Source organism: Chryseobacterium endalhagicum (assembly GCF_016745235.1).
GTDB lineage: Bacteria > Bacteroidota > Bacteroidia > Flavobacteriales > Weeksellaceae > Chryseobacterium > Chryseobacterium endalhagicum.
Map to the genome: position 1 here is coordinate 453,822 of NZ_JAELVM010000002.1, position 18,225 is coordinate 472,046.

At 39.8% G+C, this 18,225-nt stretch carries 21 protein-coding genes and 2 tRNA genes; 15 read left to right on the forward strand and 8 right to left on the reverse strand.

Annotation, left to right across the window (positions count from 1 at the left end):
- The first annotated feature begins 146 nt into the window (after positions 1–146).
- The 5 genes from JET18_RS12335 to JET18_RS12355 are packed head-to-tail and all read left to right on the forward strand — an operon-like array spanning position 147 to position 3,801.
- The gene (locus JET18_RS12335; protein WP_202091431.1) at positions 147–371 is read left to right on the forward strand and encodes a uroporphyrinogen decarboxylase; all 225 of its coding nucleotides are present in this window, start codon (positions 147–149) and stop codon (positions 369–371) included.
- The gene (locus JET18_RS12340; protein WP_202091433.1) at positions 371–1,465 is read left to right on the forward strand and encodes a glycosyltransferase family 4 protein; all 1,095 of its coding nucleotides are present in this window, start codon (positions 371–373) and stop codon (positions 1,463–1,465) included. Before JET18_RS12335 ends, JET18_RS12340 begins: the two co-directional genes overlap by 1 nt.
- Positions 1,466–1,514: 49 nt before the next feature.
- Positions 1,515–1,934: a SufE family protein gene (locus JET18_RS12345; protein ID WP_202091435.1), complete on the forward strand. Its 420-nt coding sequence runs from the start codon at positions 1,515–1,517 to the stop codon at positions 1,932–1,934.
- Between the two features lie 2 nt (positions 1,935–1,936).
- Positions 1,937–2,908 (forward strand): glycosyltransferase family 9 protein, encoded by a 972-nt coding sequence (locus JET18_RS12350; protein ID WP_317193255.1) that lies wholly within the window; start codon positions 1,937–1,939, stop codon positions 2,906–2,908.
- Positions 2,908–3,801, forward strand: a complete 894-nt coding sequence (locus JET18_RS12355) for a glycosyltransferase family 2 protein (RefSeq protein WP_228728544.1) — start codon at positions 2,908–2,910, stop codon at positions 3,799–3,801. The genes JET18_RS12350 and JET18_RS12355 overlap by 1 nt, the downstream gene beginning before the upstream one ends.
- A 63-nt stretch (positions 3,802–3,864) precedes the next feature.
- Here the strand turns inward: JET18_RS12355 and JET18_RS12360 are convergent.
- The 3 genes from JET18_RS12360 to JET18_RS12370 form a co-directional block, all read right to left on the reverse strand.
- Positions 3,865–3,939: transfer RNA gene (locus tag JET18_RS12360), tRNA-Val, on the reverse strand.
- A 35-nt stretch (positions 3,940–3,974) separates the two neighbouring features.
- A tRNA-Val gene (locus JET18_RS12365) sits at positions 3,975–4,049 on the reverse strand.
- A gap of 42 nt (positions 4,050–4,091) precedes the next feature.
- Positions 4,092–5,336, reverse strand: coding sequence for a bifunctional folylpolyglutamate synthase/dihydrofolate synthase (locus JET18_RS12370; RefSeq protein ID WP_202091437.1), 1,245 nt, complete (start codon positions 5,334–5,336; stop codon positions 4,092–4,094).
- 96 nt (positions 5,337–5,432) lie between these two features.
- Between JET18_RS12370 and JET18_RS12375 the strand changes: the two genes are divergently transcribed.
- From JET18_RS12375 to JET18_RS12395, 5 genes are read left to right on the forward strand one after another with little or no spacing between them, the layout of a single operon-like run.
- Positions 5,433–6,770, forward strand: coding sequence for a TolC family protein (locus tag JET18_RS12375; RefSeq protein ID WP_202091439.1), 1,338 nt, complete (start codon positions 5,433–5,435; stop codon positions 6,768–6,770).
- 1 nt (position 6,771) lies between these two features.
- Positions 6,772–7,371, forward strand: coding sequence for a SprT-like domain-containing protein (locus tag JET18_RS12380; RefSeq protein WP_202091441.1), 600 nt, complete (start codon positions 6,772–6,774; stop codon positions 7,369–7,371).
- Positions 7,365–8,447: a mannose-1-phosphate guanylyltransferase gene (locus JET18_RS12385; protein ID WP_228728545.1), complete on the forward strand. Its 1,083-nt coding sequence runs from the start codon at positions 7,365–7,367 to the stop codon at positions 8,445–8,447. Before JET18_RS12380 ends, JET18_RS12385 begins: the two co-directional genes overlap by 7 nt.
- A 32-nt stretch (positions 8,448–8,479) precedes the next feature.
- Positions 8,480–9,142, forward strand: a complete 663-nt coding sequence (locus tag JET18_RS12390; protein ID WP_202091443.1) for a hypothetical protein — start codon at positions 8,480–8,482, stop codon at positions 9,140–9,142.
- Positions 9,111–9,644: a GNAT family N-acetyltransferase gene (locus tag JET18_RS12395; RefSeq protein ID WP_202091445.1), complete on the forward strand. Its 534-nt coding sequence runs from the start codon at positions 9,111–9,113 to the stop codon at positions 9,642–9,644. Before JET18_RS12390 ends, JET18_RS12395 begins: the two co-directional genes overlap by 32 nt.
- Positions 9,645–9,817: 173 nt before the next feature.
- Here JET18_RS12395 and bcp read toward each other — a convergent pair whose 3' ends face one another.
- Complete coding sequence (bcp, locus tag JET18_RS12400; RefSeq protein WP_202091447.1) at positions 9,818–10,267, reverse strand: thioredoxin-dependent thiol peroxidase; 450 nt, start codon at positions 10,265–10,267, stop codon at positions 9,818–9,820.
- Positions 10,268–10,300: 33 nt separating this feature from the next.
- On the opposite strand from bcp, the gene JET18_RS12405 reads away from it, so the two are divergent.
- The gene (locus JET18_RS12405) at positions 10,301–10,921 is read left to right on the forward strand and encodes an endonuclease III domain-containing protein (RefSeq protein WP_202091449.1); all 621 of its coding nucleotides are present in this window, start codon (positions 10,301–10,303) and stop codon (positions 10,919–10,921) included.
- A 10-nt stretch (positions 10,922–10,931) separates the two neighbouring features.
- Here JET18_RS12405 and JET18_RS12410 read toward each other — a convergent pair whose 3' ends face one another.
- Both JET18_RS12410 and JET18_RS12415 read right to left on the reverse strand, forming a co-directional pair.
- Positions 10,932–11,378, reverse strand: a complete 447-nt coding sequence (locus JET18_RS12410) for a DinB family protein (protein ID WP_202091451.1) — start codon at positions 11,376–11,378, stop codon at positions 10,932–10,934.
- A gap of 85 nt (positions 11,379–11,463) precedes the next feature.
- Entirely contained in the window at positions 11,464–13,260 is a 1,797-nt protein-coding gene (locus tag JET18_RS12415) for a DUF885 domain-containing protein (protein WP_202091453.1), read from the reverse strand.
- A gap of 168 nt (positions 13,261–13,428) precedes the next feature.
- Between JET18_RS12415 and JET18_RS12420 the strand changes: the two genes are divergently transcribed.
- The 4 genes from JET18_RS12420 (at position 13,429) to JET18_RS12435 (ending at position 16,147) form a co-directional block, all read left to right on the forward strand.
- On the forward strand, positions 13,429–13,890 hold the full coding sequence (locus JET18_RS12420; protein ID WP_202091455.1) for a hypothetical protein: 462 nt from the start codon (positions 13,429–13,431) through the stop codon (positions 13,888–13,890).
- Positions 13,891–14,059: 169 nt separating this feature from the next.
- A complete protein-coding gene (locus JET18_RS12425; RefSeq protein ID WP_202091457.1) occupies positions 14,060–14,764 on the forward strand; it encodes a MotA/TolQ/ExbB proton channel family protein in 705 nt (234 codons plus the stop codon).
- Positions 14,765–14,828: 64 nt separating this feature from the next.
- A complete protein-coding gene (locus JET18_RS12430) occupies positions 14,829–15,227 on the forward strand; it encodes an ExbD/TolR family protein (protein ID WP_202091459.1) in 399 nt (132 codons plus the stop codon).
- Positions 15,228–15,262: 35 nt separating this feature from the next.
- Positions 15,263–16,147: a ferric siderophore ABC transporter substrate-binding protein gene (locus tag JET18_RS12435; protein ID WP_202091461.1), complete on the forward strand. Its 885-nt coding sequence runs from the start codon at positions 15,263–15,265 to the stop codon at positions 16,145–16,147.
- A 15-nt stretch (positions 16,148–16,162) separates the two neighbouring features.
- Here the strand turns inward: JET18_RS12435 and JET18_RS12440 are convergent, their stop codons facing one another.
- Both JET18_RS12440 and JET18_RS12445 read right to left on the reverse strand, forming a co-directional pair.
- On the reverse strand, positions 16,163–16,555 hold the full coding sequence (locus tag JET18_RS12440) for a hypothetical protein (RefSeq protein ID WP_202091463.1): 393 nt from the start codon (positions 16,553–16,555) through the stop codon (positions 16,163–16,165).
- A 184-nt stretch (positions 16,556–16,739) separates the two neighbouring features.
- Complete coding sequence (locus JET18_RS12445) at positions 16,740–18,143, reverse strand: nucleoside recognition domain-containing protein (protein WP_202091465.1); 1,404 nt, start codon at positions 18,141–18,143, stop codon at positions 16,740–16,742.
- Positions 18,144–18,225 lie beyond the last annotated feature (82 nt).

Genomic DNA, 18,225 nt, shown 5'->3' on the forward strand with positions numbered 1-18,225 from the left:
CTCATTAGAATAAAAAGCAACAGCGCCATTTATTCATTATCTAAATTACAAATATTTTACCAAAAATCAATTAATGACTTTATGGCAGAAAAAATTTTATTATCTTATTGAAAATGATTAAGTTTGTGATCCTTTAAAATTTTCCCATGAATCCCGAAATTACTACTTATATCGGATATTCCGCTTCAGTTTTCATTGTACTGAGCTTCATACTGAAAGATATAAGAAAAATCAGAATTGTCAATATGATAGGCTGTATCTGCTTTGTCATTTATGGCATTTTTAATGGTTTGCTGTGGCCGGTTATCATTCCGAACGGACTGATCTGCCTTATTCAGGTCTATCATTTGCTGGCTGGAAAGAAAGCATAATGAGGAAAAAGATCATTACCTCTGCTTTCAGTAATTTATATACGGATCAGCGTATAGAAAAGGTTTGCCGGACCCTTTATGAGAACGGATATCAGCTCGAACTGATTGGTAATGACTGGAATGGCGCAGAAAATATGGAACGGCCTTACCCATTTTCCAGAATACATTTAATCTCTAAAAGTTTAAAGACCGCTTATTTTGAATTTAACTGGAAGCTGTATCAGCAGTTAAAAAAGAAAGCGGATCAGCATACTATTCTTCATGCCAATGATATAGATGCGCTGCTTCCCAATTATCTGATCGCTAAAAAACTGAATATTCCTTTGGTTTTTGACAGTCATGAAATTTTTTCAGAAATGCCTGCAATTCAAGGCAAAATGTCACAAAAATTGTGGAGATCACTAGAAAAAAAGATTGTTCCCCAGATAAAATTGATGATCACGGCAAGCGAAAGCTATGCAAAATGGTTCCAAAAGAAGTACGGAGTACATCCTGTTGTGGTCCAAAATGCACAGAGAAAGCTGGATTTTGAGATGCAGATTCCTGATAATAACCCAAAAATATTTTTATATCAGGGAGCGATTAATCCTTTCCGGGGGATTGATAAGGCTATTCTGGCGATGCATCATCTTGACGGGGTGATTTTAAAAATAGCAGGGGACGGGCCCAGAAAAAAAGAATATGAAGATCTTGTCATTAAAGAAAACCTTGAACAGAAAGTACAGTTTTTAGGAAAATTAAAACCGGATGATCTGAGGAATATTACATTAACGGCCGATGCCGGAATGAGTATCGAAGAAAATGGAGGCGACAGCTACCTGTATTCACTTCCAAACAAGGTTCTGGACTGTATCCAATGCCGGGTTCCGCTGGTACTTTCGGATCTTCCGGAGATGCGGAACATCAAAAATCAGTTTGATATAGGAGAGATTATTAAAGATCATCAGCCGGAAAATATTGCACAAGCAGTAAAAAAAGTTTTGAGCAAGGGGAGAACGGGCTATCTGGAAGAACTTGAAAAAGCCTCGGAATTTCTCTGCTGGGAAAATGAGGAAATAAAACTGCTGAAAGTTTTTGAAAAAGCATCAGAATAAATAATCTTTACAAAAATGGTTATCTTTGCATTAAAATTTGTTAAAAAACATGACCATTAAGGAAAAACAGCAGGATATAATCGACGAATTTGCGTTTCTTGATGACTGGGAACAGAAGTATGAATACATTATAGATCTTGGGAAAGAGCTGAAGGGCCTTCCTGAGGACAGAAAGACAGATGATAATCTAATCAAGGGCTGCCAGAGTAAAGTTTGGATTGATGCCGAATTCAAAGAGGGTAAGCTTTTTTTTGATGCCGACTCGGATGGAATTCTTCCCAAAGGAATTGTTTCTCTGTTGGTAAGTATTTACAGCGGTCATTCTACACAGGAAATTCTGGATTCTGATTTTGAATTCATCGGAGAAATAGGACTTCAGGAATTTCTTTCGCCGTCCAGAGCAAACGGATTAATGGCGATGACCAAACAAATCAAGTTTTACGCAGTTGCCTACCAGCTAAAATCTTAGCCGTGACCAGAATTTTAGCATATCGTTTTTCAGCTTTCGGCGATGTCGCAATGACGGCTCCTGTCTTCAGAGAATTTCTGGAGCAAAATCCTGATGTGGAAATTGTCATGGTTTCCAGAAAGAATTTTGAGGGCTTATTTGCTGATATTCCGAATGTTACATTTAAAGGAATTAATCTTGATGAATATAAAGGCTTCTTCGGACTGAGAAGACTGGCCAATGAACTGATCAAGGAATTTAATCCGGATCTTATAGCGAATCTCCACGATGTGATCCGGACCAAAATCCTGGATAAAATCTACAGAAGAAAAGGGCTGAAAGTTTTTAAGATAAACAAAGGAAAAGAAGAAAAAGAAGAACTTACGGACGTCTGGAATCTTCATAAAGTACAGCTAAAGAAAACGGTTGAGCGCTATGCCGATGTTTTCAGGGCAATGGGCTTCAAAGTTGAACTTTCTCACAAACTGAGACCTGTTACTGCACAAAAATCAGGAATTGGTCTGGCTCCTTTTGCACAGCACAAAGGAAAAATGCTTCCTTTGGAAAAATCTTATGAGCTGGCCAGAATTTTAGCACAGAAATATACCATATACTTTTTCGGAGGCGGGAAGAAAGAGACGGAAACCCTGGAAAAATGGGCCAGTGAAATTCCGAATACCGAAAGTCTTTCCGGAAAATTAAACCTTTCCGAAGAGCTCCGTAAAATCTCAGAGCTGGAATTAATGATCTCTATGGATTCTGCCAATATGCACCTTGCAAGCCTTATGGGAACCCGCTGTGTATCGGTTTGGGGAGCAACGCATCCGTTTGCCGGATTTTTAGGCTTTGGCCAGAGTGAAGATGATGTGGTTCAGGTGAAAGACCTTACCTGCAGGCCATGTTCTGTTTTTGGGGACAAGGAATGCTACCGTGGGGACTGGGCGTGTCTTGAAGAACTGAGTGTCCGGAAGATTGTTGAAAAAATCCAATTATAATGTTGCTGTCAGTATGTATTCCTGTATACAATTTTGATGTCCGCGGACTTGTTTCCGATTTAAAAAAGGAGATCGGAAGTAATGGAATCGATGCTGAGATTATTTTGATTGATGATGCCTCGGATGAAAGCTATAAAAACAGTCATCAAATTCTTCAAAATGAGGTTAAAAACTTCATTTTTCTTGAAAAAAACATCGGAAGATCCAGAATACGGAATCTTTTTCAAAAATACGCATCCGGGAAATATCTGCTTTTTCTGGATTGTGATGGGAAAATTACTTCAAAAAATTTCCTGAAAAATTATACAGACTTTATTCAGAAACATCCTGAAACCGATGCTATTTATGGCGGAAGAAATGTTTCGGCATCTGCACCGGATGATGAACATTATCTAAGATGGAAGTTTTCTGTTGAACGGGAGAATCTGCCGCTTGATTTCCGTTTGAATAAACCTTATTTAAGTTTTCAGACCAATAATTTTGTCATCAAAAAAGAGGTTTTTGAAAAAGTGTATTTCAATCCTGCTTTTCAAAAATATGGGTATGAAGATCTTCTTTTTGCCATGGATCTGAAATCTGAAAAAATAAAAATTGACCATATTGACAACCCAATACTGAATAACGATCTGGAAACCAACAGTATTTATCTTGGTAAGGTAGGGGAGTCTGTAGAAAGCCTGGCTGCCATGCTGAAAGATAAAAATCTGGCGGCAAAACTATCAGAAGTAAAATTGGTGCGTCTCTACAATAAACTTCTTTTTAAGCCTTTATTTGGATTGTTTTTAGGGGATCTGACTTTGGAGACCTTAAAGAGAAAATTATCAATGAGAGGGGTTAATTTGTGGTATCTTGATCTGTATAAGCTGGGGCTTCTTCTGAAAAATATGAAATAATATTCTTTTTTGTATTCTGATATATTCAAACAAAAAAATCTCCCAGTTTCCTGAGAGATTTTGTGGGCCCTGAGGGATTCGAACCCCCGACCCTCTGGGTGTAAACCAGATGCTCTGAACCAACTGAGCTAAGAGCCCTGAAATTTTTTTAAAGGCTTCAGTATCCTTTTTTGTGGGTCCTGAGGGATTCGAACCCCCGACCCTCTGGGTGTAAACCAGATGCTCTGAACCAACTGAGCTAAGAACCCTCTATACTTATATTCTCGTTTAGAGTGGTGCAAATATACGACTTATTCGGAAAACTCCAAATTTTTTTCTAAAAATTCTCCAACTACAAAGTTACTTCCGCCTATAAAAATCATTTCTTCGTTTGTACATCGCTCTTTTGCAGAAAGATACGCTTCCTGTACAGAATTGAAAATTTTATAGGAAATTTTTGCTTCCTGGAGCAGATTTTCATAATCTTCCGGATGTCTTCCCCTATGGATGGAGGGTTTTGCAAAATAAAATTCGGAATTTTCAGGAAGAAGAGTCATCACTTCATCAATCTTTTTATCATTCACAAATCCCAGAATAACGTGCTTGTGACGGTCAATGGAATTCAGCTGTGAAAATACATACTCAAGTCCGGCCTGATTGTGCCCGGTATCGCAGATTGTAAGCGGATCTTTTGAAAATTCAAACCAGCGGCCGATAAAGCCTGTATTTTGATGAACATGCAGCAGTCCTTTTTCAACATTTTCATCAGAAACAGAAACGTTTAATTTTCTTAATTGCTCAATCAATGCCAGCACAACCCGGATGTTTTTCTGCTGGTAATTTCCTTTCAGATCAGAAACAAGACTGGTGCTGATTGCTGTAGCGTTGATAAAAGGAGCATTTTCAACAGCCGCTTTCTGTATGATGATATTTTTTACCGAATCATTTTCGTCTCCGGAAATTACCGGAACAGAAGGTTTGATGATCCCTGCTTTTTCTGCCGCAATCTGCTCAATAGTATCTCCTAAAACATTCTGATGGTCCAGCTGTACATTGGTGATAGCAGCAACGAGAGGTGTAATGATATTCGTTGAATCCAGTCTTCCTCCAAGTCCTACTTCAATGATGGCAAAATCTACCTCTTGCTGGTAAAAATATTCAAAAGCCATGATGGTGGTAAACTCAAAAAAGGAAGGAAGGATATCTTCGGGAAGGGTTTTTAGTTTCCGGATAAAATTAAAAACAAAGTCTTTATCACAGTTTTTTCCGTTCACTTTGATTCTTTCGGTAAAATCTATCAGGTGCGGAGAATTGTACAGACCTACTTTATAGCCAGCTTCCTGAAGTACGGATGCCAGCATATTACTGGAAGACCCTTTTCCGTTCGTTCCTCCAATGTGGATGCATTGTATCTTTTCCTGGGGATTTCCAAAGAAGTCACAAAGTTTTGTAATATTGTCTAATCCCGGTTTATAGGCCTTCAGGCCATCGATCTGATAGTTGGGAGCCTGCACGAACAGCCAGTCTACAGCTTCCTGATATTGTCCATTTGTCATGATGCAAAATTCATAAAAGTTTTTTAAAAAGAAATATTAATTTTTAAAACTGTAACTTTTTTATATTTGGCTCGTCTAATATTGAAAATTATTAATATGAAAAAAGTTTGGATTATCGTTTTTGGATTAAGTTGTCTGGGACTAAGCGCTCAGAAAAAATGGTCCTTAAGAGAATGTGTAGACTATGCGGTAGAGCATAATCTCCAGGTCATCCAAAATCAATACTCTAAACAGATCCAGGATTCTAACCTAAAAATGGCCAGAAAAGAATATCTGCCTTCTGTATCAGCCGGAATGTCCAACTCTGTGAGTTTCGGGCAGCTTCCATTGGGTACGGGAAGTATCAGGAATGACAGGTTCAATAACAGTGCGAACGTGGGAACAGATGTTCTGATTTACAATAACGGAAGACTGGAAAAAAACATCAGAAAGATTCAGTTTGATGTAGAAGCCAGCCAATATGATATAGAAACCATCAAAAATGATATTTCTCTTCAGATTGCACAGCAGTACCTTACGGTTCTCCTGAATAAGGAAATTGTAAAGATCTCGCAAAGTGCTGTAGAAAATGCCCAGAAACAATACGACAGGGCAAAAATAACTACTCAGGTAGGAACTACTGCACAGACGATTCTTGCCGAGGCTGAAGCAGCACTGGCAAGGGAAAAGCAAAACCTTAAAACCGCAGAGATCAATGTAGGAAGAGCTTTATTTGCTATCGTTCAGCTTTTACAGCTTCCTGAATATAAAGGATTTGATGTAGAAGATGTGGCGGTAGGAGAAACACTGCCTTCCCAGCTTAAATCCGTTGATGATGTTCTGGCTACGGCTTATGAGAACCAGCCGCAGATAAAAGCCGCAGAAAGCAGAATCCACTCTGCTGAAGCGCAGACGGAAGTAACCAGAACTGGATTCTGGCCGACATTGACCGCAAGCGCAGGCCTTTCTTCGTTCTATAACAATATGCTTAATAAAAGCTATGACCAGCTGGGGAATATTGTGAATGATCCCTCTTTTTTCCGGCAGTATAAAGATAATTTCGGACAGAATGTAGGGCTTTCCCTGAACGTACCTATTTTCAATAAAGGAATTACAAGATTGCAGGTAGAGCAGTCTAAAATTAACCAGAGTGTGGCCAAAAATACGTTGGAGCAGCAGAAAAATACGGTAAGACAGAATGTTCAGAAAGCCCAGTTTGATGCTGATGCCAATTATGAAACATTCCTTTCTGCAGTGGAAACGGAGAAAAGTACGAAACTCGCCTTGGAATTTGCTGATAAGAGCTATACAGCAGGAAGGTCTACGATCTATGATGTGAATGTCGCCCGAAATAATTATGCAAATGCTCAGGGATCAGTGGCTCAGGCAAAATATAATTATCTTTTCAGTCTTAAACTGCTGAATTTCTATTCGGGAATTCCATTAACTTTGTAAAATGTCTATTCAGTCATTAGAAAAATACTTACCTCAAAATACATTAAAATACCTAAGGGTTTGGTTTGCAGATTACTTTATTCACATTAAAGTTACACGCAGCCGCAATTCCAAACTGGGAGATTACAGAAAACTTCCTGATAACTCCCATGAAATAACGGTGAATTCAACATTGACTCCGCCGCTTTTTTTCTTTGTGCTTACGCATGAGCTGGCTCATCTGATCGCCTTTGAAAAATACGGACGGAGAATATCGCCGCATGGCAACGAATGGAAAGAAACCTTCAGAAATATGCTTCTGGAAAGTATTGAAATCTATGACGAAGATCTGAGGCCCATCATCATCCGGTTTTCAAAATCTCCGAAAGCCAATTTCATGGCCAGCCCGGATCTTGTAAGATATTTTCATACTGAGAAAGAAGACGATAGACTGAATTTTATAGAAGAACTTCAAAAAGGAGAATTTTTTATATATCGGAACGAGAAGTATTTATTAGAAGGTCTGATTAAAAAAAACTATCTTTGTAAGAATCTGGCTACGGGAAGGAAGTATTCTTTCAAGCCTCTGGCTAGGGTTGAAAAATGTAGGCAAGAATGTTAAAATCAGATAGATACTGTGTTATTATGGCAGGAGGAATCGGGAGCCGGTTCTGGCCTATGAGTACACAGAAATTTCCAAAACAGTTTCAGGATATTTTAGGAACCGGGCGTACGATGATTCAGCAGACTTATGACAGAATCAGCCGTATCATTCCTAAAGAGCAGATATTCGTCATCACGAATAAAGAATACGTTGCGCTTTCCCACCAGCAGCTTCCGGAAATTCCTGAAGAAAATATTGTGGGCGAACCTCTGATGAAAAATACAGCGGCTTGTAATCTGTATATGGCCAACAAGATTGCTGAGATTAATCCGGATGCAACCATGGTTGTACTTCCGGCAGATCATTTGATCTTAAAAGAAGATATATTCCTGGAGAAAGTAGAACTTGCTTTCGATCTTGCAGCGAAGAATGATTATCTGGTAACCCTGGGAATTACGCCTACAAGGCCTGATACCGGATACGGATACATTCAGTTTGTAGAAAAGAAAGGTTCAGATTATTTCAAAGTAAAAACCTTTACGGAAAAACCCATCCTTGAAATCGCTCAGAGCTTCCTGGAAAGTGGGGATTTCCTGTGGAATGCAGGGATATTTATCTGGAATGTGAAAAGTATCCACCATGCATTTGAGCTTTATCTTCCGGAGATGATGCAGCATTTCATGGCCTGCGAATATAATTCTGCAAAGGAAAACAGCTGCATCGAAACGATCTACCCAAAGGTTCAGAAAATTTCTATCGACAACGGAATCCTTGAAAAAGCAAAAAATGTGTACGTAATTCCATCGGATCTGGGTTGGAGTGACCTGGGAACATGGACTTCGGTATATGAAAATACAGAAAAAGATAAAGATGGAAATGCCGTAAAACTGAAGCATTTCCTGAATTACAATTCTAAAGGAAATATTATCCGCCTGAAAAACAATAACAAGGCTGTTATCATCGACGGACTTGAAGATTTTATTGTGGTAGACACGGATAAAGCACTGCTGATATGTCCCAGAGACAACGATCAGCTGATCAAAGACTATGTTCTTGAGCTGAAAAGTTTCAAGAAAGGAGATAAATTCATGTAAAATAGGGGTATCTTTCTACTGATTTTTGAATTATGATGAAAACCGCCATACGATCTGCAACGCTTATATTTCTTCTTCTGGGATTCTTAGGATACGCTCAGAAAAAGAAAAATTTTTCCGGTATTCCCAATATCTTACAGCAGATTATTCCCAATGACAGGGTAGATTCCTGGGTGCTGGTTCATAACAGCTACGGAAAAAATCAGGAGATTAAAATATCAGGGGGGAAAACGGATTATGTTCCACAGTTTTCAGGATTTGATCTGTTTCCGGAAGAGGACAGCTTTTACTACATCGCATATGCTGCAGGGGGAAAAATAAACTATGTTACAGATCTTGAAGGTCTCAGGAAGTTTGTAGGGAAAGCAGACAATGCAGAAGAAGCGGCGATCATACTGACTGCTGACGGATATATGGTAGATGAGGAATTTAAGGATGTTGCAGGAAATTATTATGAAGATGCAGCCCATTATTATCTTGATCTGGGAAAGCTTACTTCCAAAGAATGTCCTTACCAGAAAACGCATTTTACTTTAACGGTAAATAAGGCTACAGGCGCTGTTTCCAATGCAAAGGACAACGGCACCTATATTGAGCTTTACAATAAAAAATGCCCCAATAATCCACGGCTTTTAAAAATTCAGAAAAAAGAAGAACCAAAAGATGAGCCTAAAAAACCAGCCAAACGAAAATAACGTTTACGAAACAGAACGACTGATCCTTCAGCCGATGTCTCCGGAAGACAAAGACTTTATTTTTGATCTTTACAACAGACCCAGCTTTATCAAATACATTGGAGACCGTAATATCAAATCGGTTGCTGATGCGGAGAACTATATCAGAAACAGGTTTATGGAGCAGTTCGAAAGATTAGGCTACGGAAACTTCCTGGTGGTTACTAAAGATACGGGTGAAAAAATAGGAGGTGTAGGAATCTTTGAAAGGGAAGGACTGGATGTGGTGGATATAGGATTTTCCCTGCTGGAAGAATTTGAAGGCAAAGGATATGCCTATGAAGCAGCCCTGAAAGTAAAATCGATTGGGATGGACAAATTTGGACTGAAAAAGATCTCTGCCATCACTTCAAAAGATAATTTCCCTTCCCAGAAACTGATTCAGAAACTAGGACTTGAATTCAAACACTACGTTACTCTTCCGGATGATGATGAAGAGCTGATGTATTTTGAAACGAAATAAATTTTAGTCTCGGAAGTCCGAAGCCGGAAGAGAGAAGCTATTGAGATCGACGTATAGCTGCAACACCAACTTTATCGTTTTTTAAGTCTACGTTATCATAGTCTATGATGACCCTTTAAAATAATGCCCGATGGTACTTCCATCATCGCTCTTCCGGCTTCCAACCCTTTAACCTATCCCTCCAGAATCTGTTCTGCCGCTGTTTTGGACGTTACCTTCTCTATCACTCTTGTGCAGATCCCTTTTTCATCAAAAATAAAGGTGGTTCTTACAATGCCCATATAGGTTTTTCCGAATGTTTTCTTTTCCTGCCACACCCCGAATTTCTCAATCACATCGTGGTTTTCGTCGGCAATAAGGTCATAAGGAAATGCAAATTTACTGTGAAAGTTCTTCTGCTTCTTTACCGTGTCTCCGCTTACGCCAAGCAGCTGGAATCCGGCTTTTTTAAGCTTCGTATAGTTGTCGCTCAGGTTGCAGGCTTCCACGGTACAGGTAGGCGTATTGGCCTGAGGGTAAAAGAACACGACTAATTTCTTTCCGATCAGCTTTGATGAGGTTACGGTTTCCCTGTCCTGATTTGTTCCTTCAAATTCAGGTAATTTATCTCCAACTTTCAGCATAATGATTTAATTTTGTTCAAATTTAATGGTTACATGACAAAAAAGCAAAGAGCGGAGCTCGTTCAGATAGAATTGGATAAATTATATCCTACCACACCCATTCCGCTGGATCATACCGATCCTTACACCCTTATGGTAGCTGTCGCACTTTCTGCACAGACCACGGATAAAAAAGTAAACCAGGTAACTCCCGATCTTTTCGCTGTGGCAGGAACTCCGCAAAGAATGGCCAAACTTGAAGAATTTCAGATCAAAGAACTGATCAAAGAAATCGGGCTTTCCAATACCAAGGCTAAAAACCTTAAAAGAATGGCTGAACTTTTACTGGAAAGACATGACGGTATTGTTCCCCAGACCTATGAAGAACTGGAAGCACTGCCGGGAGTAGGTCATAAAACGGCTTCTGTGGTAATGAGCCAGGGCTTTGGATTTCCTGCTTTTCCGGTGGATACGCACATTCACAGGCTGATGACACTGTGGAAGCTTACTTCCGGGAAAAACGTCGTGGAAACCGAGAAAGATGCTAAAGCCATATTTCCTGAAGAAGTCTGGAACAAGCTTCACCTGCAGATTATTTTCTACGGAAGAGAGTATTCCCCGGCGAGAGGGAAAGGAGAGAAGGATTTCATTACTAAAATGCTGTTCGAAAAATAGGTAAAGAAAGTCAGATATCCAGCAGCCTTCTGTGATAATTAATCTGTCCGAGATGATAATCCAGATGCGTGATCAGATGGATCAGAAAGTATCCGGTCGTCATTTTATCTTCAAAAACAACAAGAGGATATTCTTTTTCGAGGTCTTCTGGAGTGAGCCGGCTGAGAACCTGATCAACCATTGTCGTGGTGGCTTCTGCCATGGCTAAAAGTTCAGTTTGGGGAATATCTTTCAGTGAAAACTCCAGCTCCCTGTTTCTGACATAGCCGGTTTTTCCCAGTTCTGCCCCAATAAAGTGGTTAAGATTTCCAACCAGATGAAGGCAGAGATTGCCCGCAGAATTGGCGATATTCTGATCTGTTTTCCAGATTGCTTCTTCATTCCGGTAAGAGGCTATTTCTGCTTTTAACTTATTTAAATCTCTGCTGTAGAGAGATCTCAGGCTTTCTATGATCATATTAATTGGATTAAATTAGATAAAAAAAGATGGGACATTAAAATTAATCATCCCATCTCTATTATTTTTATTTTTTTTAAATAAATTATTTCTGATTCTTCGCCCAAAGCTCCATCTTCCTGTTCAGAACATCAAGAGGAAGGCATCCCTGGCTTAAGATTTCATCATGGAAACTCGCCAGATTGAATTTACTTCCAAGCTGTTTCTGATACTGATCTCTCAACTCACGGATTCTTAAAGACCCTATTTTATAGCCTAAAGCCTGGCCAGGCATGGCCATATATCGTTCCACTTCAGCCGTAGCACTGGCTTCATCATAGGAAATATTGCTCAGGAAATATTTTATCGCTTCTTCTCTGCTCATGGTTCCGGTATGAATTCCTGTATCAACCACCAGTCTTACCGCTCTCAGCATCTGATCACTCAGATAACCCATTTTCTGGTAAGGATCTGTATAAAGACCAAACTCTGGCCCTAAGGTTTCACAATAATGCGCCCAGCCTTCGCCATACGCTCCGAACCAGCCAAATCTCATGAATTTCGGAAGTTTTGTATTCTCCTGCTGCAGGGAAACCTGATAATGGTGTCCCGGAATAGCCTCATGAAGGAAAAGAGACTCCATTCCGGAAGTTACATTGAACTGGGAAGGATCAGGAAGAGGCATATAGAATATTCCCGGTCTTTTTCCGTCCGGAGTTCCCTGGATATATTCTGCACTGGCGCTTGCTTCTCTGAATTTTTCCGTCTGTCTGATCTCAAACTTGGTTTTTGGCGTCACGCTGAACATCGTTTTCAGCTTCGGGGTGATCTTCGCCAGGATCCCGTTGAAACCGTTCAGAACCTCTTTAGAAGTCTTGTAAGGCATTGCTTTAGGATCTGTTTTCACAAAATTGATGAACTCTTCAAGGGTTCCTGAAAATCCTAACTGCTGTTTTACTTTTTCCATTTCGGCGCGGAGCATAGCCACCTGCTGCTGTCCGATCTTATTGATCTCTTCAGGGGTCTTCTTGGTGGTTGTCCAGCTTTTTGCGTAATATCTGTAAATTTCGTTTCCGTTTGGAAGGCTGCTGTAACCGTCTGTTTCTCTAGCTTTTGGTAGATATTCTTTCTCTAAAAATGTTCCCATTTTGGTATAGGCAGGAATGATCTTTTTGGTGATCGTTTCTGCATATAATGCTGAAAATTTATCTTTCTGGGCTTTTGTAAAGTCTTTCGGGAACTTTTTTATTGGACCGTAGAAAATATTTTTGTCCATGTCCGTGGTCGTGATCTCTTCCGCTTTCATCTGAGGAATCATTTTGATCACCAGTTTCTTAGGAAGAACCACTTTATTGTTGATCCCTTCCCGGAAATTGTCTGCTGCAGCATTCATCCAGTCCGGAAATTTCTCCATTCTCTTCAGCCAGTCGCTGTAGTCTTTTTCTGTTTTGAAAGGCTGGCTTCCTTCTCCGCTCCCATACAGCGGGAAATTCAGAGGAAGACCTCCGAACTGGGTAAAAGGAATGTATTCAGGGTGATAGGCGTAGGCCTCAATTTTATCTTTTAAAGTATAATCCAGGACATCGTAAACCACTTTATCTTCATCTGAAAGAGCTTTATAGTCAACGCTTTCCAGCTGCTTCTGCACAGAATTGTAAAAGGCGATCTCTCCGGAAATAAAATCCTTGTCGATATTGATCGGAAGCTGGTCGTTATATCTTATATCTCCCTGAGAAGTAGCCTCTAAAGGATACAGTTTAAGATACTGCTCATAATAATTGGCTGCAATAGAATCCAGATTCGTTGGAGTCACCTTCGTGAGCGGGGAATCAGATTTTTTGCAGGAAGCCAGGCCAATCACCAGTCCTACGGCTAAAATACCTTTTGATACAATATTTTTCATTTTCAGAATCTTTATAACAGCAAAAGTAAGTATTATTGCATATACAGAATAATCAATCATAATGATTTAAAAAAATAATTTTGAAAATATTTTCAACTTTGAATCAATTTTTTATCTTTGTCTAAAACGTTTAACAATCATATTATTACAGCTCTTTTTTAAGAAATAATGAAAGGGATTTTAAAAATTTACCATCCGGAGGAGACCCTAAAATACAATATTAGAAATACTTATTGTAAAGCGGTCTACAGCAACCAGCAACATTTTTTAGAGGTTGAAATTATAACGGATGACAGTTTGGATCATGTAGATGATGATTCATTACAGTACAACTTTCCGCAGCTTTCACTTGAAATTTTTGATTTTCCTATTGAATCAAAAGAAATCGAGGGAAAAACCATTAAGATCAGCGATTCTGATGAAGAAACCTACACAGAAGTAGACTTATTCGATGATGATGATGCCTTTATCTATGATAATGAACTTCTCTTTGAGAAAAACGAAGAAGGTGAGCTTCAGGTGATCTGGAAAGGAACAATCGACGATTTCTATACAGGATCCGATACGCCGATCCCATTCCGTTTAAAATGCGAATTTAAGCAGGACGATATCAATATAGACGAGGACTAACCGTTTCTCATCATTTTTGTATCAGATTTCTTTTCAAATTTACTTTTGGAAAGAAATTTGCTGTCTTCCAATCATAACAAACTTTAAGTTGTTTTTAAGCATTTTTTAAGAGAGCAATTCATAATATTCCACTACATTTGTCGTTAAATTTTTATAAAAATTCACATTAATGCTGTTAACGGAACTTACTCAGATTTTATTTGCACAAATTACTGCACCGGCAGTGGCAACAGACGATTTAGAATTTTCATTTTGGAAGATTATGTTCCATGGAGGAGCTTTCGCCAAAATAGTAATGTTTATTGTTTTAGCGTTAGGGGTGTTTTCACTATACCTGTTTTTTGAACGTTTTTTCTTTATTAAAAGGCTGACGTCTAAAACAGACTCCAATTTCATGGAAAATATTCAGGATTTTATCAAAGAAGGAAAGATAGAATCCGCAGCAGATTACTGCAAAAGACAGAACTCCCCGGAAGGAAGAATTCTGGAGAAAGGAATTTCCCGACTGGGAAGACCGGTTTCTGATATTGTAAGTGCCATGGAATCCCAGGCGCAGGTAGAAGTAGCCAATATGGAGAAAAACCTGAACCTTCTGGCGGTAGTGCCAAGTATTGCACCAATGCTGGGGCTTTTGGGGACGGTTATCGGGATGATTATTGCGTTCTTTAACCTTTCGCATGCGACAGGGTCTTTCTCACCAAAGACACTTTCAGAAGGTATTTATACCGCATTGGGACAGACGGCGGTAGGTTTGGCAGTGGCTATTCCTGCTAACTTTTTCTACAATATCCTTTTAACAAGAATTGACAGATTTGTACTGAAAGCTCAGAATATGTCCGGAGAATTTTTAGACCTGATCAATAAACCTTTATAATCTTTTTTATGAAATCGTATGGAGCGGTTCCATCTGACCATTAAAAAAAAGTAAAAAGAAACAGATGAAAATTCAAAGAAGAAATAAAGCGAATCCCGAATTCAGTCTGGCCGCGATGACCGATGTTATCCTGCTGATGCTGATATTCTTTATGATCACTTCATCGGCCGCCAATCAGAGCGCGATTGATGTAAAGTTGCCAAAAGCGGGAGCGGTAGAAGATAATATTCCCAATCCGCTGACGGTAAGTATCAAGCCGGACGGATCTTATTTTGTAGATGATAATCCGGTTACCAGAGAACAGCTGGAATCCATAATCGTCAGTAAATTAACAGGGCAGACGAATAAATCTTTTACCATTCGTGCAGATGAAAATACAATGCATAAAGATGTTGTCTTTGTGATGGAGATTGCCGAAAAGAATAAATTTAATATTGCCATTGCAACCGTTAAAGATAAATAATGCCTCCGGTTTTGCCGGAAAGAATCATTTTTAAGATGAAAAGTTATTCAGTAAACAAAAACGAACAAAACAGAGATAGGATAAAAAGTGCAGTGCTTTCTATCCTTATCTGGTCTGGAATTTTGCTTTTTGTTTTTTTATATAAACTGAAACCTGAACTGGATAAAGAACCGGAAGTAATGACTACAATGCTTGTTAATTTCGGGGACAACAGGAATGGGAACGGTATTGAAGAACCGGCAGACCAGCCCGGAAGTCTGGCCGCTGCTACGGAAGAAGTAACGCCCGAGCCGGCCGAAACACCGGTTCCTGAAACCAAAACGGTCATAAAACCAGAGCCAGAACCGGAACCGAAGAAAACCGAGGTAAAAGAAAAGGTGATTACAGGAAACAATTCCAAAACCAGCGTTCCTAAGAAAGAAGAATCCAAAAAGACCAATAATAAAGCGGCCACCAGCACAAGTGCCTCAAAAAGCACTAAAAAATCCGGAGCCACAACGGCTAATTCCAAAACCGGAAACGGTGACGGAAAAGGAACTGCAGCCATCGGAAACCTGATCAGGGGAAGAGGAACAAAAGCCGGAAGTCAGGGAACAGGCACAGGAATAGGAAATGCAGGAGATCCTTTGGGCGGTGATGGAAACGGCGACAGCAAAGTAGGAATCGACAGAAAGCTGACAGGATATATTCCCGGAACCATGGGCAGAGGCGGATCGCAGCCATCCCACAGCTGTACCGCAGGCGGATCTATCACCATTGCTTACACAGTAGACAAAGCAGGGAATGTAGTTTCTGCACGAAGAGCGGGAGGCGTTTCAGATCCGTGTGTAGCCTCTACATCGGTAGCCTGGGTAAAAAAATATGTGAAAGCTGAAAAAGCAAGCACATCCTCCACCGGATCTTATAAAATTACCTTCTAAACAGACAAAAGCACTTTATTCAAGTGCTTTTTTTATTTCATTAATTCTGTTGATCACGGGTAATGCGAAAATACCGCTGGTCTGGAGATAGAGTTCGTAGAACGTTTTTGCCTTATCAAGGAAATCATTGTTCTGAGCCTGCCTGCCTGTAAAGTAGAAAAGGTTACCCAGCATTTCATAATAATCTTTGTGGTCCCTTTCCTGTCTTTCGTTGACGATTTCTATAATTTCTTCTTTTGTTTTTAAGGAAAGGGTCGTAAAGTCAAATTTGAAAATATCTTTCATCAAAGACTCAAAGTCCAATTCTTTCTGCATTAAACTTTCTTCAGGTTTGTCTAAAATCAGTTTTTCTAATGCTTGAGTTAACTGGCGTATTAATCTTAGGGTGAATTCTTTATCTGTGATCATTTTTTTTGTTTAAAGTTTAAGGTTCGATGTTTAAAGTTAACGGTGGCTTCGGGAGCCTCAGCCACCCGGAAGATTTAGTCGTGGCTTTTTAGTATGTCCTATTATTTGATATTTTTATTTAGCTCGTTTATTGATGCGGCGTTTGGTGGCTGAGGTTCTCGAAGCCACCAAACCTCTGTACAATTTAAGCAAAAAACAAATACGCGAGCGCAATAGAAGTAATAACCCCTACCAAATCTGCCAGAAGCATGGCAATTACCGTGTATCTGGTATTCTTTACGGCTACGGCTCCAAAGTATACTGCAATGACGTAGAACGTCGTATCTGAGCTTCCCTGAAGAACTGCGGCTAATTTCCCCTGGAAACTGTCTGCCCCGAATGTAGCCATGGTATCCACCATCATTCCTCTGGCTCCTGATCCGGAAAGAGGCTTGATGAGTGCGGTAGGAAGGCCGTCTACAAATCTTGGGTCAAATCCGGCAGTATTGGCGACCCATTTCATGCCGTCAATGATCACGTCAAAAACGCCGGAAGTTCTCAGCAATGAGATGGCTATCAGCATTCCTACCAGATAAGGGATGATTTTCACGCAGGTGGTAAATCCTTCTTTGGCGCCGTCGATGAAAGCATCAAATACATTGATTTTCTTATAAACCGCACCAAGAACAATGGCTAAAAAGATAAAGAGAATCAGTCCGTTACTTAAAATTTTACTGAAAGTATCCAGTTCATCTTTGCTTAATTTGGTCAAATACAAGACAAGCAAAGCAATAACAGCGGAAATTCCTCCTACATAAGCAATGACTACCGGACGCAGCAGATTGATCTTCTGATACAATGAAACGATGATCATTGCGGCTAAAGTGGCTGCAAATGTGGCGATCATGCACGGAAGGAAAATATCGGTCGGTGTTTTTGAACCCATAGAAGCCCTGATGGCGATGATAGACACCGGAATAAGTGTCATTCCGCCGGCGTGAAGACACAGAAACATAATCTGTGAATTGCTGGCGGTATCTTTATTGGGATTTAAAGTCTGTAAACTTTCCATTGCCTTTAAACCGAATGGAGTAGCGGCATTGTCAAGCCCCAGAAGGTTCGCACTGAAATTCATCAGCATATGTCCGAAAGCCGGATGGTTTTTAGGAATATCGGGAAATAATTTCGAGAAAAAAGGCTGGATAAAACGGCTTAAAAGATTAATTCCGCCCGCTTTTTCAGCGATACTCATGAATCCCATGAACAGGGTCATGATTCCGATCAGGCCAATACAGATTTTTACGGCGGTTTCGGAGGTTCCGATAACACCGTCTGCTTCCTGAACCCGGTAAACTTTTACGTTTTGTTTTAAAGAATCTGTTTTGTAATGAATCCTGCTGTCTGCAAAATCATTTTTTTTCATCAGGCTGTCCCTTACTACCGGGGTAAGGGCATTCATCGGCTGTGAAGCAACCTGAACCGTGTCACCGCCTTTTCCTACCACCATATCATTAAAGATGGTTTTGTAGTGGTCTGACGAAATGTATTTAATACTGGCAATGGCAATGGCGATAATGATAAAAGCCGACCAAATTCTGCTGAGGACCATTTAATTTTATTTTGGATTTTAAATGTAGTGAAAATTACTAAAAGTGTATGGAAAAAGAGGGACAGACAAAAGCAGGAATTTT

Excerpts from the sequence above, each read along its gene's own strand:
- JET18_RS12335 (WP_202091431.1), top strand. The coding sequence starts at position 147 with ATGAATCCCGAAATTACTACTTATATCGGATATTCCGCTTCAGTTTTC.
- JET18_RS12340 (WP_202091433.1), top strand. The coding sequence starts at position 371 with ATGAGGAAAAAGATCATTACCTCTGCTTTCAGTAATTTATATACGGAT.
- JET18_RS12345 (WP_202091435.1), top strand. The coding sequence starts at position 1,515 with ATGACCATTAAGGAAAAACAGCAGGATATAATCGACGAATTTGCGTTT.
- JET18_RS12355 (WP_228728544.1), top strand. The coding sequence starts at position 2,908 with ATGTTGCTGTCAGTATGTATTCCTGTATACAATTTTGATGTCCGCGGA.
- JET18_RS12370 (WP_202091437.1), bottom strand. The coding sequence starts at position 5,336 with ATGACAAATGGACAATATCAGGAAGCTGTAGACTGGCTGTTCGTGCAG.
- JET18_RS12375 (WP_202091439.1), top strand. The coding sequence starts at position 5,433 with ATGAAAAAAGTTTGGATTATCGTTTTTGGATTAAGTTGTCTGGGACTA.
- JET18_RS12380 (WP_202091441.1), top strand. The coding sequence starts at position 6,772 with ATGTCTATTCAGTCATTAGAAAAATACTTACCTCAAAATACATTAAAA.
- JET18_RS12385 (WP_228728545.1), top strand. The coding sequence starts at position 7,365 with ATGTTAAAATCAGATAGATACTGTGTTATTATGGCAGGAGGAATCGGG.
- JET18_RS12390 (WP_202091443.1), top strand. The coding sequence starts at position 8,480 with ATGATGAAAACCGCCATACGATCTGCAACGCTTATATTTCTTCTTCTG.
- JET18_RS12395 (WP_202091445.1), top strand. The coding sequence starts at position 9,111 with ATGAGCCTAAAAAACCAGCCAAACGAAAATAACGTTTACGAAACAGAA.
- bcp (WP_202091447.1), bottom strand. The coding sequence starts at position 10,267 with ATGCTGAAAGTTGGAGATAAATTACCTGAATTTGAAGGAACAAATCAG.
- JET18_RS12405 (WP_202091449.1), top strand. The coding sequence starts at position 10,301 with ATGACAAAAAAGCAAAGAGCGGAGCTCGTTCAGATAGAATTGGATAAA.
- JET18_RS12410 (WP_202091451.1), bottom strand. The coding sequence starts at position 11,378 with ATGATCATAGAAAGCCTGAGATCTCTCTACAGCAGAGATTTAAATAAG.
- JET18_RS12415 (WP_202091453.1), bottom strand. The coding sequence starts at position 13,260 with ATGAAAAATATTGTATCAAAAGGTATTTTAGCCGTAGGACTGGTGATT.
- JET18_RS12420 (WP_202091455.1), top strand. The coding sequence starts at position 13,429 with ATGAAAGGGATTTTAAAAATTTACCATCCGGAGGAGACCCTAAAATAC.
- JET18_RS12425 (WP_202091457.1), top strand. The coding sequence starts at position 14,060 with ATGCTGTTAACGGAACTTACTCAGATTTTATTTGCACAAATTACTGCA.
- JET18_RS12430 (WP_202091459.1), top strand. The coding sequence starts at position 14,829 with ATGAAAATTCAAAGAAGAAATAAAGCGAATCCCGAATTCAGTCTGGCC.
- JET18_RS12435 (WP_202091461.1), top strand. The coding sequence starts at position 15,263 with ATGAAAAGTTATTCAGTAAACAAAAACGAACAAAACAGAGATAGGATA.
- JET18_RS12440 (WP_202091463.1), bottom strand. The coding sequence starts at position 16,555 with ATGATCACAGATAAAGAATTCACCCTAAGATTAATACGCCAGTTAACT.
- JET18_RS12445 (WP_202091465.1), bottom strand. The coding sequence starts at position 18,143 with ATGGTCCTCAGCAGAATTTGGTCGGCTTTTATCATTATCGCCATTGCC.